16 protein-coding genes and 1 tRNA gene are annotated in these 14305 nt (G+C 40.0%); 8 read left to right on the forward strand and 9 right to left on the reverse strand.

The genetic code is table 11. The features are described from left to right. Positions 1-193 precede the first annotated feature (193 nt). The gene (locus tag IJS99_10705; protein ID MBQ7562278.1) at positions 194-382 is read right to left on the reverse strand and encodes a hypothetical protein; all 189 of its coding nucleotides are present in this window, start codon (positions 380-382) and stop codon (positions 194-196) included. After that, on the reverse strand, positions 367-609 hold the full coding sequence (locus IJS99_10710; protein ID MBQ7562279.1) for a hypothetical protein: 243 nt from the start codon (positions 607-609) through the stop codon (positions 367-369). The genes IJS99_10705 and IJS99_10710 overlap by 16 nt, the downstream gene beginning before the upstream one ends. 220 nt (positions 610-829) lie before the next feature. Between IJS99_10710 and tig the strand changes: the two genes are divergently transcribed. The 5 genes from tig to pbp4b are packed head-to-tail and all read left to right on the forward strand — an operon-like array spanning position 830 to position 6732. Further along, complete coding sequence (gene tig, locus IJS99_10715) at positions 830-2218, forward strand: trigger factor (GenBank protein ID MBQ7562280.1); 1389 nt, start codon at positions 830-832, stop codon at positions 2216-2218. Positions 2219-2221: 3 nt separating this feature from the next. Continuing rightward, positions 2222-2806, forward strand: a complete 585-nt coding sequence (clpP, locus tag IJS99_10720; protein MBQ7562281.1) for an ATP-dependent Clp endopeptidase proteolytic subunit ClpP — start codon at positions 2222-2224, stop codon at positions 2804-2806. A 4-nt stretch (positions 2807-2810) separates the two neighbouring features. Then, positions 2811-4163: an ATP-dependent Clp protease ATP-binding subunit ClpX gene (clpX, locus tag IJS99_10725; protein MBQ7562282.1), complete on the forward strand. Its 1353-nt coding sequence runs from the start codon at positions 2811-2813 to the stop codon at positions 4161-4163. Then, the gene (locus tag IJS99_10730) at positions 4156-4764 is read left to right on the forward strand and encodes a YihA family ribosome biogenesis GTP-binding protein (protein MBQ7562283.1); all 609 of its coding nucleotides are present in this window, start codon (positions 4156-4158) and stop codon (positions 4762-4764) included. The genes clpX and IJS99_10730 overlap by 8 nt, the downstream gene beginning before the upstream one ends. 30 nt (positions 4765-4794) lie before the next feature. Further along, positions 4795-6732: a penicillin binding protein PBP4B gene (gene pbp4b / locus IJS99_10735; protein MBQ7562284.1), complete on the forward strand. Its 1938-nt coding sequence runs from the start codon at positions 4795-4797 to the stop codon at positions 6730-6732. Between the two features lie 49 nt (positions 6733-6781). Here the strand turns inward: pbp4b and flgC are convergent, their stop codons facing one another. The 7 genes from flgC to IJS99_10770 all read right to left on the reverse strand — a co-directional run bounded on the left by flgC (position 6782) and on the right by IJS99_10770 (position 11226). Beyond that, complete coding sequence (gene flgC / locus IJS99_10740; GenBank protein MBQ7562285.1) at positions 6782-7201, reverse strand: flagellar basal body rod protein FlgC; 420 nt, start codon at positions 7199-7201, stop codon at positions 6782-6784. A gap of 15 nt (positions 7202-7216) precedes the next feature. Then, positions 7217-7618 carry a flagellar basal body rod protein FlgB gene (flgB, locus tag IJS99_10745; GenBank protein ID MBQ7562286.1) on the reverse strand — a complete coding sequence of 134 codons (402 nt, stop codon included), beginning with the start codon at positions 7616-7618 and terminating at the stop codon, positions 7217-7219. Positions 7619-7666: 48 nt separating this feature from the next. Further along, positions 7667-7810 (reverse strand): hypothetical protein, encoded by a 144-nt coding sequence (locus IJS99_10750; protein MBQ7562287.1) that lies wholly within the window; start codon positions 7808-7810, stop codon positions 7667-7669. Between the two features lie 252 nt (positions 7811-8062). Further along, positions 8063-8854 carry a glycosyltransferase gene (locus tag IJS99_10755; protein ID MBQ7562288.1) on the reverse strand — a complete coding sequence of 264 codons (792 nt, stop codon included), beginning with the start codon at positions 8852-8854 and terminating at the stop codon, positions 8063-8065. Positions 8855-8970: 116 nt separating this feature from the next. Then, on the reverse strand, positions 8971-10182 hold the full coding sequence (locus IJS99_10760) for a pyridoxal phosphate-dependent aminotransferase (GenBank protein ID MBQ7562289.1): 1212 nt from the start codon (positions 10180-10182) through the stop codon (positions 8971-8973). 24 nt (positions 10183-10206) lie between these two features. Further along, the gene (gpmA, locus tag IJS99_10765) at positions 10207-10953 is read right to left on the reverse strand and encodes a 2,3-diphosphoglycerate-dependent phosphoglycerate mutase (GenBank protein MBQ7562290.1); all 747 of its coding nucleotides are present in this window, start codon (positions 10951-10953) and stop codon (positions 10207-10209) included. 199 nt (positions 10954-11152) lie between these two features. After that, positions 11153-11226 (reverse strand) — tRNA-Ile (locus tag IJS99_10770). A gap of 146 nt (positions 11227-11372) precedes the next feature. On the opposite strand from IJS99_10770, the gene IJS99_10775 reads away from it, so the two are divergent. From IJS99_10775 to IJS99_10785, 3 genes are read left to right on the forward strand one after another with little or no spacing between them, the layout of a single operon-like run. Next, on the forward strand, positions 11373-11630 hold the full coding sequence (locus tag IJS99_10775) for an HPr family phosphocarrier protein (GenBank protein MBQ7562291.1): 258 nt from the start codon (positions 11373-11375) through the stop codon (positions 11628-11630). A gap of 2 nt (positions 11631-11632) precedes the next feature. After that, positions 11633-13336 (forward strand): phosphoenolpyruvate--protein phosphotransferase, encoded by a 1704-nt coding sequence (gene ptsP / locus IJS99_10780; GenBank protein ID MBQ7562292.1) that lies wholly within the window; start codon positions 11633-11635, stop codon positions 13334-13336. Next, on the forward strand, positions 13336-14241 hold the full coding sequence (locus IJS99_10785; protein ID MBQ7562293.1) for an ROK family protein: 906 nt from the start codon (positions 13336-13338) through the stop codon (positions 14239-14241). The genes ptsP and IJS99_10785 overlap by 1 nt, the downstream gene beginning before the upstream one ends. Positions 14242-14305: the final 64 nt, after the last annotated feature.

The raw sequence follows: 14305 nt of genomic DNA on the forward strand, positions 1-14305 counted from the left end.
TTTTTGATATATATTAAATTTTTTCAGGGAATCAGGCGTGAAAGAGTTATAATTTATTTGCAAATTTCAGCTAGTAAACAAAAGTATATAGATACAATTTTTACTAATACTTTTACTAATACAAGAATATAATATAATCATAGTAATATAAAATATTTATAACGCAATAAATAAAAGTTTCATGCAAAAATTTTTACGCGGATTTTTTCGGGAATAAAGCACAAAAAGATTTCTCGCACTTGATAGGCGAATCATTAGGCAATAATAAAATTTTCACGCGGACTCTTTCACGATAAATAATAAAAAATTTCACGCATTGAATAAGTGAATCATTAAAAAATTTCTCGTAAAATCCTGCCCGTTTTGCTATAAATTTTTGCATTCATGATAAAGTCCCGCATAATTCGCCCTGTGAATCATTAAAAATTTTGCCCGTAAAGTCCGCCCGTTTTGAAATAAATTTTTGCGTTCATGATAAAGTCCCGCATAATTCGCCCTGTAATCATCAAAAAATTTTCTCGTAAAGTCCCGCCCGTTTTGCGATAAAAATATTTCATGATAAAGTCCCGCGTGATTCGTCCTGTAATCGTTAAAAAATTTTCCCGTCAAGCCCTGCCTGTTTTGCTATAAATTTTTGCCTTAATGATAAAGTCCCGCATAATTCGCCCTGTGAATCATTAAAAATTTTCTCGTCAAATCCCGCTTATTATTGCGATAAATCATATAAATTTTTGCGCTGAAAATGTTTTGTGATAAAATCTCACGTAATTACGCCCTGTAATAGTTCAGGGCAATTTTGCAATTTTCACAAAGGAGTCCTGAATATATAATGAGAACAGAATTGCTGGGACAAGAAAAAAATATCGTCAAAATCAAGCTAGAAATCGAGGCCAGCGAGTTCACTAAAGCACTTAACCGAGCACTTAACGAATTGGCTATGCAGATCAATATTCCCGGATTCAGAAAAGGCAAGGCACCTCGCAAAGTCCTTGAAATGAGATTCGGACGCGACGCAATTTATAATGAAGCACTCGAAAAATTAATGCCCGATGAGATTCGCAAAATCGTTGAAGATTACGAGCTTGAACCCATTGAAGCACCTTCACTCAATTTAACTGAGAAAATAGAAGAGGGCAAGAATGTATTTTGTGAATTAGTCTTTGAGGTCCGCCCTGAAGTCGAATTACCGGAAATTGACGGCCTAGAAATCGAAAAAGTTACCGGCGAAGTAACTGATGAGGCAGTTGACAATCTCGCAAAACGAATCAGAATCCAGCTCGCTGACATTAAGCCCGCCGAACGAGCTATACAAGACGGCGATTTAGTTGACCTCGAACTCACAATCAAAGTAATTAACCCCGACGGTACAGAAGCAGCCGAACAGCCCAAGCCCGAACCCTCACACGAAAAAATTAATTTATCCGATGAGACTATCAGGCCGCAGGTTAGAGAGGCTTTAATAGGCAAGTCAAAAGGTGATGAAGTATCAGCAGAGTTTGACGTTGAAGAGAATCACTCTGACAGACCTTTAGCGGGCAAACATGTTAAATACTTAATGAAAATTGAGGGCGTTTCTGAGTATATTTTGCCGGAACTCAACGAACAATTTTATAAGGACGTTTTCGGGCAGAATACGGAAATTAAAGACGAGTCAGCATTTAGAGCAAAACTCCGCGAAGATATTACAAATGAAGTAAACGAGACAAGCAAGACGGATTTACAAAATCGCGCAGTAGAATTAATTGCAAGTAAATCTAAAGTAGAGATTCCGGAAAAATTTATAGCTCGTCAAGTTCATTCAATGAGGCATGATGACGAACACTGGGCAAAAGATAACGGGCTCGAATTAAAACAGGTTTACGCGCTTGACACTGAAGAGGGCCGCAAAGGTTACGAGAAACTTTTAAGGGATCGCGCAGAAATTGCCGTGAAAAATGTTCTTGTTATGGACGAATGCGCTAAAAAGTATGATGTCCGCTTAGAACAGGAAGATCTCAACGCAGAATTTGAACGCCGGGCCAAGCAATTAAACGTAAGCAAGGCATTTATCGCAAAATTCTTTAACGAGAATCAACAGCAGTTAGACAGACTCACTGACGAATTACGCTGGAACAAAATTGCCGATGTCCTTATTTCTCATATGAACGTAAAGGAAGTAAAGGAACTCTCAAAGCCTGAAGCTAATCAAGAAAATCAATCTCAATCACAGGAGAATTAATTAATGTCGTATTATATTCCATATGTAATAGAACAAACCGGGCGCGGTGAAAGAAGTTACGATATTTATAGCCGGCTCTTGAAAGATAGAATTATTTTTCTGGGCTCTGAAATAGTTGACGACGTAGCAAATTCAATCGTTGCGCAATTATTATTTCTTGAGAGTGAAGACCCTGACAAGGATATTAATATTTATATAAACAGTCCCGGCGGAAGTGTAAGCGCAGGACTCGCAATCTATGACACTATGCAGTATATAAAGCCTCAAGTTTCTACGATTTGCGTGGGACTCGCTGCAAGTATGGCCGCAGTGTTGTTAGCCGGCGGGGCAAAAGATAAACGATTCGCACTTCCTAATGCTGAAATGATGATTCACCAGCCTTTAGGGGGCGCAAGAGGTCAGGCAAGCGATATAGAGATTCAGGCGCGCAATATTTTACGCACAAAAGAACGCATGAATAAAATTTTAGCCTCTCACACTGGTCAAAATATAAAAACTATCGCTAAAGACACTGACAGGGATAATTACATGACAGCCGATGAAGCTTTAAAATATGGCCTTATCGATAAAATAATTGAGGCAAGATAAGATTATGCCCGACATTTTTAAGACAAAACATGACAGGTGCTCATTTTGCGGGAAGTCTCGCGCCGAAGTTGAAAACATGTTCGACGGCCCTAATGGTAATGTCAGAATTTGCGATCAATGTATTGCAGTATGTAATTTAATGATTGCTACTGACAACAACGGAGAAGATAAGCCGAAACCTAAATTAAATATTTTTGACGAGATGGCAATTTCTGAAGCTAAGGCCAAGAAAACAAGCAAAGTAGACGTAACACACGCTTATAGAACGAGCACTAAAATCGGCGATGAGATTAAACCAAAGGATTTAAGCAGCTTTCTTGATCAATACGTAATAGGCCAAGCCCGCGCAAAAAAAGTCGTCTCCGTTGCTGTTCATAATCATTATCAGAGAGTCCGCAATAATCTTGAAGGCAGGACAGATCCCGACGTTGAACTGCAAAAAAGTAACGTGCTTTTACTCGGACCGACGGGTTCGGGCAAAACTTTAATTGCTCAGACAATCGCGAAAAAATTAAATGTTCCCTTTGCTATTGCAGACGCTACAACTTTGACAGAAGCGGGCTATGTCGGTGAGGACGTAGAAAATATTTTAGTGCGTTTATTGCAGGCAGCTGACGGAGATTTACAAGCGGCAGAAAGAGGCATTATTTATCTTGATGAGGTTGACAAGATTGCGCGAAAATCTGAATCTGTCTCTATCACCCGCGATGTATCAGGAGAAGGAGTCCAGCAGGCATTATTAAAGATTCTTGAGGGTACACTCTCAAATATTCCCCCTAAAGGCGGCCGTAAACACCCGCAGCAGGAATTTGTACAGATTAATACGCAGAATATTTTATTTATCTGCGGCGGAGCATTTGACGGACTAGAACCCATTATAGCGCGCAGAGAATTACAGAAATCTATGGGATTCGGGAGCGAATTGGCGCAAAAATCAGGCTCTCATGAAATTCTAAGCAAAGTACAGCCTGAAGATTTAGTAACTTATGGATTTATTCCGGAACTGGTCGGACGTATTCCCGTTTTAGTCGCTCTTGATGACTTAGACAAGGAAGCATTTATTAAAATTTTGCAGGAACCTAAAAACGCACTCGTCAAGCAATATACAAAAATTTTAGAGATGGACGGAGTCAATCTTGAATTTACGCCGGAAGCTCTTGAGTTAATTGCAGAACTCGCAGTAAATAAGAAAACCGGCGCGCGCGGTCTACGTTCAATCATGGAAAATTTAATGCTTGATTTAGAGTACGAGCTCCCATCAATGCCAGAATCACAAAAACGAGGCAAGAAATTAATTATCACGCCTGAATTTGTGAGAAATAATCACATCCCATTAGATAATTTATTACATGAATAATAATATCTTCACAAAATCCCGGCTTGAGGCTGCATGTTTCACGCCGGGACAGCTTTTACAGCAAGAAAAAAATTTACCGGAAATTGCCATAGCCGGCCGCTCAAACGTGGGCAAGTCGTCATTAATTAATGCATTACTCGGCACAAGACTCGCTAAAACGGGTCAGACTCCGGGCAAAACTCGCAGTATAAATTTTTATAGAGTCGAGACAAGAGAAAATTTTGTGTTAAGACTCGTAGATTTACCCGGTTACGGCTATGCAGCAAGAAGCAAGACCGAGCGCAATGACTGGCAAAAACTCGTCTCAGCTTACATGAATAATAGAGAAACTCTAAAACTTGTCTGTCATTTGGTAGACTTTAGGCACGGGCTGTTAAATAACGATAAAGAATTACAGGAATATATTAATTTATCGGGGCAAAATATTTTTGTAGTCTTCACTAAGGCCGACAAGATAGCGCGCGGCAAATGGAAATCTACACGAGATAATTATATACGTGAGGGCTTATACTCTGTTGACGTTCCCGCAATAACTTCATCGGAAAAGGGAGCAGGCATTAATGAATTAATAAACTTTCTTGTAAATTTCTTGAGTAAATAGCAAAAATTTTTATTGAAGGAGTGCGGTATTTTGCGAAAATTTTATACAGGCTTGTTATTGCTGCTCGTATTATGCTCGTCTTGTCATGCAAATATTAATCGAGTCTCTAATATTCCTAATTATCAGTGGCAAAAAGTTGCGAACTTCCCGGACTGGCTTGGGCGGGTTGATGACACTTTAGCAATAAATAATATGACGGGATTTTATTTCTATCATGGGCAGGGACAAATTTATATGACGGTCTCAAAGCAGGTCAAAAATTTTAATTTATTCATTAACGGAGTCAGATTCAACACTTCAGAATGCAATAACGGCGGAAATTTCTTAATAGATTTCTCGAATACAGCGCGCGACGGAGTCAATAATATACAAGTTTCTAATATAGTCCCGTCTGATTTAAAGAATGCCGTAAAAATTTTTGTGCCTTATCCTGTGATACTTGACGGGAATATTAACGAGTCCGGCATAAATCCCAAAACTTTAGAGCTAATATCTGATATTATTTCCTGTGATGTTGCGCACGGATTCCCAAGTGCCCAGCTCGCAATAATACGAAATGGGCGGCTAGTTTATGCTAATTCATGGGGCAAAATTAACTCATACAATCAGGACGGCACCCGGAAAAACAGCCCTGACACAAATATAAATACTCTTTACGATTTAGCTTCAGTTACAAAAATGTTCACGATAAATTATGCCGTTCAAAAATTAGTCAGCGAGGGCAAATTAAATATTGATTCAAGAATTATAGATATACTTGGCCGGGATTTTGCAGATAAAACTATCAGAATAAATTACGCAGGCTATAATATTCCCGATATTAACACTCTCAAAAAATGGAAGTCTTTAATCACAGTGAGGGATGTATTATGTCATCAAGCCGGATTTCCTGCAGATACTCAATATCACAATAAAAATTTTGACGCAGCTAAACAAGAATATAACCCTAATGCGAATAATATTTTATATGCAGGCGACCGCGAGTCAGGACTCAAAGCAATTTACAAGACTCCTTTAATGTATAAGCCCGGAAGTAAGACTCTATATTCAGACGTCGATTATATTTTGATGACGTTCATAATCGAGAAAATCACGGGGACAAAATTAGATATTTACTTACAAAAAAATTTCTGGCGGCCCATGGGACTCACTCGAATAGCTTACAATCCGTTAAAAAATGGCTTTAATGCGAATGACTGCGCAGCGACTGAATTAATAGGCAACACTTACGGAAATAATATAAATTTTCCGGGAATCCGCAAATATACTTTACAGGGAGAAGTCCACGACGGCAAAGCATTTTACGTAATGGCAGGAGTCGCAGGCCACGCGGGATTATTTGCAAATGCTGTCGATATAGCAAAATTAGCTTCTGTTATGTTGACCGGGGGATATGGCAGTAATAAATTTTTTCCGCGCAATATAATAGACTCCTTCACAGCTCCTAAAAATTTTAATGATTCACACTGGGGAATAGGCTGGTACAGACAAGGCGAGGACAAAAGAGTTTATTATTTCGGGAGCGACTCGCAAACTAACACAATCGGCCATCAAGGGTGGACGGGGACTCTCGTAATGATTGACCCAGTCAAAAATTTAGTAATTGCTTATCTCACAAATAAAATAAATTCGCCCGTTCTGAAACCTTTTAACAAGCGCAAAATTTTCACCGGAAATTATTTTACAGCCGCGACTCTGGGATTTGTCCCGCAGTTAATTTATATGGGACTCGACAACGATAATAATAATATTTCTGAAAGATTAGCACTGACTCTTGCTGACATGGCTCAAGAAAGCATTAAATTAATCCCTCAAAATGCAGCCTCAAATCATCCATATATAATAAACGCTAAAAGCAAAATATTTTTACTGAGAGATTATAACAATCGCGGCAAGACGGGAATAATAAATCAATATTTGCCCATAATCGAGAAAAGTTTTACAGAGAAATTATCACGCAAGAAATAAAAAAATTTCCGGGAGACTCTCTATATAGAATCTTCCGGGAATAAAAATTTTAGCCTCTTATGACTTCTAATGCGCTGTTCCACATATCGCGGCCGGTTGTAACAACGCTCAAATTTGCCTCATATGCCCGGCTTGCTACTAACATATCAGTCATTTCACGAACTAAATTTACATTTGGATATGCGACATAACCCTGTTCGTTTGCGTCAGGGTGATCTGGCTGATAGGTCATTCTCGGAGCGTTATTGTCTTCAGTTATGCCTATGACTCTGACTCCGCCTATATCGTGATAACCGTCAAGAGTCTCGTCAAGCATTTCCGCAAAAACCGGCACGCGGCGTTTATAGGGCCCTCCTGCTTTAGTTCGTGTTGTATTGATATTCGCTAAATTCGATGAAATTGTATCCATCCAAAGTCTATGAGCAGTTAAAGAACTTCCGGCGATTTCCATACTGTCAAAAATTTTCATGATTTATTACTCCTTTTATCTGCCAGCTATGACACTTCTTAAAGTAGCGTTTTTCGTTGCTGCAATTCTCATAAAAGCACTATACATCATGCGTGTTTCTGCTAATATAGCCATTTCTCTTTCAGGGTCGACGTTATTCAAATCGAGTCTATATTGTTCGTCCATGATTTTAAAGTCTGCCGCGTGAACGTCGCTGATCTTTAACGGTGCTGAAGGTATATGAGCCTCATCTGTTACTGTCATGTGTAAATGTTTATCCTGCTCCATAACTTTGCGGAGTTGATCCTCAAATGAGACATTATGACGCGCATAACCGGGTGTATTAGCGTTTGCTATATTTTTTGTTACAGCGTTGAATCTTTTCGCGAGGGATTCAGACTCTTTTGATATTACGTCCCATGTGTAATCGCTCAACATGATTTAATTCTCACTCCCTGAATTTGAATTTATACGAGTAATTATACACTATATCGGCGAGTCATAGACTTTCAATAAATTATTTATGTAATCATGTGTCGAGGACTCATCAAAATTTTTGTAAATCTCGATTGAAATTTGCTTTATGTCCTGAGAGTTTACGCGCCTGATTAAATTTTCGAGTTCATTCAATGAGTGATAAAGAAATGTGCTGTTGTCGCTTGCTGCCGTACAGTCTGAGGCAATAACGGGGATTCCATAGGCCTGAACTTCCAGCGGAGCAAGTCCGAGCGTTTCATACCATACAGACGGGAAAATCAGACATCATCTTGAAATTTTTAGCCATTCTCTAATTTGAGATTTATCAAGCCAGCCGGTAAATTTTATATTGTTATATTGCGTCTGTAGTTCGTCTTTAATATCTCCGTCGCCGATGACAACGCCCTAAACGCCCGTATTATTAACAGCTCTGCAGAAATTTCTGACTCCCTTTTCTTCAGATAAGCGGCCTATATACAAGAATATTTTATTATTCTCGGCTTCAATTCTGAATCTGTCAGCAAAATAAATCGGATTCTGCACTAAAAATTGATTCTTAGGAGCTGGCATTCTCCGTAAAAGCTGCTTTCTTGAGAACTCGGAGATAAATATATAGCCGATTTTATCAAAATTTTTGAATATCACTCTATTCTGCACGAAATTTCTAATAACGCGCCAAATTTTATGGTAATAATTTCTCTTGTCGCAATTACATAAAATACACTTCAGGGATAACGGCTGTCTCTCACAAATATGATTCTCTACAAAGTCATAGAAGCCTCCATTTGGACAAGACAAGAAATAATCATGAACTGTTACAAAAATTTTTATGCCGGACTCAAATGCTGCCTTGAAAATCGAACTTGATAAAACTTTTGTCCATGAATGAATATGTATAATAGTTTCGTCTTTATTGAGAGTGCTTAAGAGTTTAGCGAATTCCCTGCGTGCCTTGAAATTATAAATCCCCTGAAAAGCTGCCACTAACTTATTAGGATTATGTATTAAATCATATTGATTCAAGTTAGTTATAAATATATTGCTGTGAATTAATTTTTTGTCAGGTTCTCCGCCCCCGGCAAAGAAATAAATTTTATAGCCCCTTTCAGCAAGCATTGAGGCCGTATTAACTGCAACATCAGCAGCTCCTCCGTTAATGTCTGCATTGTCAGATACTATTACGATATTTTTTAGCATGAATCGCACTCCCCGAAAAATTTTATAATTAATTATACATGCTAATAAATAAAAAAATTTCCCGATCCTGAAAAATTTTCATTCAAGACCGAGAAAAATTTATTATTTAATTCACGTTATGCCTTTATTGCTTCAATTCGTCCGGGATATGCTGCGATTGCCTGTTTAAGAATATTTAAGGCCTTCTCCAAATCTTCTTTCTTGAGGACATAAGCGATTCTCATTTCGTTAATGCCTTGTTCGGGGTTCGCGTAAAATCCATTGCCCGGAGCTGCCATAGTTGTTTCGCCGTTAATGTCGAAATTCTGAAGCATCCAGATAATAAATTTCTCTGAACTGTCTAACATCGGGAATTTTACCATTGTGTAAAACGCGCCTTCAGGTTCGTGGCAAATAGTCCCGTCAATTGCCTTGAGTCCCTGATACAAGACATCGCGCCTAGTTTTATATTCTTTGTTGACTTCTTCAAGATAAGATTTAGGAGTCTTATATAATTCAGTAGCTGCAACTTGTTCGACTGATGAGACACTCAAACGCCCCTGACATAATTTCATGGCCTCAGCAAGAAAATCTTTATTCTTAATTGCAATACAGCCAATTCTCGCACCGCACGCGCTGTAACGTTTAGAAACTGAATCGACCATTATGACTCTGTCTTGAGCGTCCTTAATTGAGCCGAAACTCACAAAATCGCCGTCATTATATCTGAATTCGCGGTAAACCTCGTCGGCAATGATAAAAATATCGTGCTTTTTCGCGAGCCTGCAAATCATTCCTATTTCGTCAGGAGTATACATTACTCCGGTCGGGTTGCAAGGGTGAGACATCCATATAGCGCGGGTCTTTGACGTGATTAAATTCTCGATTACATTTTCGGGCGGTAAGTGATAGCCGTTTTCTGCATTTGTAGGAATCGGCCTTAATTTAGCGAGCGCACAATTTGCGAAAGTATTATAATTCGCGTAAAAAGGTTCGGGAACAAGAATCTCATCGCCTGCGTCACATAAAATCATTACAGCGAAAGAAAGTGCCTCACTCCCTCCGCAAGTTACGTAAATATCGTTTCTATCATATGGAACTCCTATACCGTGATAATATGCGCTCATTGCGTCGCGTAATTCGGGGATTCCCTGTGAAGTTGCATAGGCGACCGTTGCCGGGTGATAATTTTGTAACGCCTTGAAATATCCATCAGGAGTCTTTATATCGGGCTGGCCTATATTCAAGTGATAAACTTTTTTGCCCTGTGCTTTGACCTCGTCAGAATATGGAATTAATCTCCTGATGGGTGAGAATCTCAAAGCCTTTATTCTGTCTGAGAAATGCATAAATTTACGCCTCCTTAAAAAATTTTATTTTGCCTTGCCCTGATTAGCGACTGCTGCCTGAGCCTTTGCTATAGCCTCAGCATCTCCCAAATATCTGTGTGATTTCGGGGTCATGTCGTCATTAAGTTCGTAAAGCAGGGGGACTCCGGTCGGTATATTTAGCTCAAGAATATCTTTTTCTGAAACGTTATCGAGATATTTAACTAGTGCCCTTAATGAATTACCATGAGCAGCAATAATTATTTTTTTGCCCGATTTAATTTCAGGAACGATTGAATCCTGCCAGAAAGGAACGACTCTCGCTACTGTATCAGCAAGGCATTCAGTCAAAGGCAATTCTGACTCGCTCAAGCCCTTATATCTGGGATCATGGCCGGGGTATCTCTCGTCTGACTTCTCAAGAACAGGCGGCGGAACATCATAACTTCTGCGCCAAATTTTAACTTGAGCATCACCGAATTTTGCGGCCGTGTCTGCTTTATTGAGTCCCTGTAATGCTCCGTAGTGACGCTCGTTTAATTTCCATGAGTGCTGAATCGGAATCCACATTAAATCCATCTCTTCAAGAACTAGCCAAAGAGTCTTAATCGCCCTCTTTAACACTGAAGTAAACGCGTAATCAAATTTGAATCCTTCAGCTTTTAACAATTTACCGGCCTCGCGAGCTTCATTAATGCCCTTCTCTGACAAGGGGACATCTGTCCAGCCCGTGAATCTGTTTTCTTTATTCCATGCGCTTTCACCGTGTCGAATTAATACGATCTGATACATGAAAAAATTTTCCTCCTTCTCATAAATAATAATTCTTGTGCGCTAGATTATCAGAAAGTTTAAAATTTTTAAAGCCCCGTGCTATATATTATCTTGAAAATGTTGACTTAATGAAGGCAGAACGCAATAAAAGCAGGTTATACCGCATTCATAATAACAACAAAGCCCCCGACTATATAAATCAGGAGCTTTTACTGCATGGGCCTACTTGGACTCGAACCAAGAACCTTCCGGTTATGAGCCGGTGGCTCTGACCACTTGAGCTATAGGCCCTCTTGAATGACTAATGAATTTTACACGACGAAATATTTTGCGTCAAGAGAAAATTTTATAAATCAGTGCGAAATTTTGAGATTCTATATTATAATTTGCTGTAACACCATTAAAATTTTACTCAGTACGAAAGGAAGTAACACGCTATGAAAGAATTTAAGTATGTTATCACTGATCCAGTAGGTATTCACGCACGCCCCGCAGGTTTACTTGTGAAGGAAGCAAAGAATTTCAAGAGCACAGCTACATTCATTAAAGGCGACAAGAGCGCAAAAGCAACTTCCCTGATGAAATTAATGGGAATGGGAATCGTTCAGGGCGATGAAGTTACAGTAAGAGTCGAGGGTGAAGACGAGGAAACATGCGCCGCCGCAATCGAGAAATTCCTTAAGGAGAACTTCTAATTATGCAAGTCTTCAAAGGCATAAAAATTGTAAACGGTATCGCAATAGGAAAAATAAAGATTTACAAGGTACCAGTTTACGAGATTAACGAGGGTGCGCCCGCTGATGTTAATGCAGAGTTAGAGAAATTTGAGTCAGCCCGCGTTAAAGTTCAGGAACAGCAAAACGCCCTATACGACAAGGAAATCAAAGAAGGCCATAAAGACACAGCAGGAATCTTTGAAGCTCATGCGTTAATGCTTGATGATGATGATTTAATTGACTCGTGCAAAGAAATTATCTCGGACGGACACACAGCAGAGTTCGCAGTTAGAGACGGATTCGAGGCAGCCGCTGAAATGTTCAGAAATATGGACGATCCCTATTTTCAAGCAAGAAGCGCGGACGTTATTGATCTAAAAAATTCTATGCTTGATGTCTTATTCGGCAATGATTCAGAAAGTTTACAGGGTACAGAGCCTTCTATATTAGTCGCTGAAGATATGGCACCTTCTGAAACTGTAAAACTTGATAAATCTTTATTGCTCGGTCTTGTAACTCGTCAGGGAAGTTCTAACAGTCATACGGCAATCTTAGCACGCAGCATGAATTTACCCACTTTGATTCAATGTAAAGAGATTGCGGACGACTGGGACGGAAAATTTGCGATTCTTGACGGCTATAATGCTTGTATCTATATCGAGCCCGAACAGAAAATTATCGACGAGTTATCAGCAAAACAGGCCGAAGACAGAAAGAAAGAAGCCGAGTTGCAGGAACTCAAAGGCAAGCCCAGCCAGACAAAAGACGGCCAAAAAGTTAGAGTTTACGCTAATATAGGCGGCCCTAAAGATATTGACTCAGTTATCGAGAATGACGCAGAGGGAGTCGGACTGTTCAGATCTGAATTTGTTTATCTCAACAGCAAGACAGACCCGACAGAAGACGAACAATTTGCGGCTTATAAAAAAGTTCTTGAAGCACTTGCTCCCCGTCTAGTAATAATCAGAACTTGCGATATAGGAGCGGACAAGACTATTGATTATATGAATCTCGACAAGGAAGACAACCCCGCATTAGGTTTCAGGGCTGTACGTATTTGTCTCAAGAGGCCGGAATTTTTCAAGCGTCAATTACGTGCTTTATTACGGGCTTCAGCATTCGGCAATCTCGGAATAATGTTCCCTATGATTATAAGCCGCTGGGAGGTCTTGAGCTGCAAAAAACTTTTGGAAGAGTGCAGGAAAGAACTCGAATACGAGGGAGTCAAAGTCGGTAATTATGAAATCGGCATAATGATAGAGACTCCGGCTGCTGCTCTGTGTGCTGATGATTTAGCCCCTGAAGTTGACTTTTTCTCGCTCGGAACTAATGACTTGACTCAATATACCTGCGCAATTGACAGACAAAGCGCGAATCTTGAAGATTTTGCAGATACCCATCACCCGGCAGTATTGAGACTGATACGCGAGACAATAGAGGCCGGCCATCGTCATAATACATGGGTAGGAATTTGCGGCGAACTCGGAGCAGACCCGACTTTAACAGAAGAATTCTTAAAAATGGGAGTCGATGAGCTTTCAGTGAATCCCAAGAGCGTTTTACCCTTAAGAGGCAACATCAGAAATACTGATTTGTCAGAATTCAGGAAAGAACAAGCAAAAGAATCTATGGCACAAGATCCAAGACAGCAAGTGCCGGGATTCTGGGGGAGGTTATTCAAATAATGTTATATGGAGCATTAGAGACCGGCGGCAGTAGAACAATTTGTGCAGTCGGCGACGAAAGCGGGCAGGTACTGGAGAAAGAAGTAATTATAACAAGTACACCCGATGAGACTATGGCAAAAGTTTTAGAATATTTCCGGGCAAAATTAGAAGTCCCAGAAGGTGAAGAGGCAATTTGCGCGCTCGGTGTAGGAAGTTTCGGCCCCGTTGATGTAAGAAAGCACTCAAAAACTTATGGAAATGTCTTAAACACGCCTAAAATCGCATGGAGAAATTATCCAATTGTGCAGACTCTTAAGGACGCTTTAAATATTCCCGTCGGACTTGATACGGACGTAAACGCTGCTCTTCTCGGTGAAGTCGTCTGGGGAGCTGCAAAGGGTTTATCTGACGCAGTATATATCAAAATCGGCGCAGGTATAGGAATGGGCGCAATGAGCGGCGGGCATTTGATTCACGGAATGCTGCACCCTGAAATCGGCCATATTAAAATGGTAAGAGTCGAGGGCGATACTTATAAAGGCCATTGTCCAAATCACGGCGCATGTTTTGAGGGTATGGCTTGCGGTCCTGCAATTCATGACCGATGGGGGAAGTCTCCGAAAGAATTAGCGGATAATGCCCAAGTCTGGGAATTTGAAGCGCGTTATATCTCTCAGGCTCTCACAGCAGTAACGTTAATGCTCAGTCCGCAAAAAATTATTCTCGGCGGAGGAGTCATGCATCAGGCCAAATTATTCCCGTTAATCCGCAAATATCTGCTTGAAGAAATTAATAATTATATCGACACGAAAGAATTGCGCAATATTGACAGCTATGTAGTCCCGGCTGCGTTAAATGACAATCAAGGCATTATGGGAGCTTTGAAACTCGCAGAAATAGCCGCCACTGACGCAGCAAAATAGAATATAATAATATCTGCCTCGTTAAAATGAGTGATATATAATAGCGGGGCAGATTAATTTACGA

This window comes from Synergistaceae bacterium, from assembly GCA_017444345.1.
Classification (GTDB): domain Bacteria; phylum Synergistota; class Synergistia; order Synergistales; family Aminobacteriaceae; genus JAFUXM01.

Excerpts from the sequence above, each read along its gene's own strand:
- flgB (MBQ7562286.1), bottom strand. The coding sequence starts at position 7,618 with ATGTTGAGCGATTACACATGGGACGTAATATCAAAAGAGTCTGAATCC.
- IJS99_10775 (MBQ7562291.1), top strand. The coding sequence starts at position 11,373 with ATGAAAGAATTTAAGTATGTTATCACTGATCCAGTAGGTATTCACGCA.
- IJS99_10705 (MBQ7562278.1), bottom strand. The coding sequence starts at position 382 with ATGCAAAAATTTATAGCAAAACGGGCAGGATTTTACGAGAAATTTTTT.
- gpmA (MBQ7562290.1), bottom strand. The coding sequence starts at position 10,953 with ATGTATCAGATCGTATTAATTCGACACGGTGAAAGCGCATGGAATAAA.
- clpP (MBQ7562281.1), top strand. The coding sequence starts at position 2,222 with ATGTCGTATTATATTCCATATGTAATAGAACAAACCGGGCGCGGTGAA.
- clpX (MBQ7562282.1), top strand. The coding sequence starts at position 2,811 with ATGCCCGACATTTTTAAGACAAAACATGACAGGTGCTCATTTTGCGGG.
- IJS99_10785 (MBQ7562293.1), top strand. The coding sequence starts at position 13,336 with ATGTTATATGGAGCATTAGAGACCGGCGGCAGTAGAACAATTTGTGCA.
- IJS99_10760 (MBQ7562289.1), bottom strand. The coding sequence starts at position 10,182 with ATGCATTTCTCAGACAGAATAAAGGCTTTGAGATTCTCACCCATCAGG.
- ptsP (MBQ7562292.1), top strand. The coding sequence starts at position 11,633 with ATGCAAGTCTTCAAAGGCATAAAAATTGTAAACGGTATCGCAATAGGA.
- tig (MBQ7562280.1), top strand. The coding sequence starts at position 830 with ATGAGAACAGAATTGCTGGGACAAGAAAAAAATATCGTCAAAATCAAG.
- IJS99_10730 (MBQ7562283.1), top strand. The coding sequence starts at position 4,156 with ATGAATAATAATATCTTCACAAAATCCCGGCTTGAGGCTGCATGTTTC.
- flgC (MBQ7562285.1), bottom strand. The coding sequence starts at position 7,201 with ATGAAAATTTTTGACAGTATGGAAATCGCCGGAAGTTCTTTAACTGCT.
- IJS99_10755 (MBQ7562288.1), bottom strand. The coding sequence starts at position 8,854 with ATGCTAAAAAATATCGTAATAGTATCTGACAATGCAGACATTAACGGA.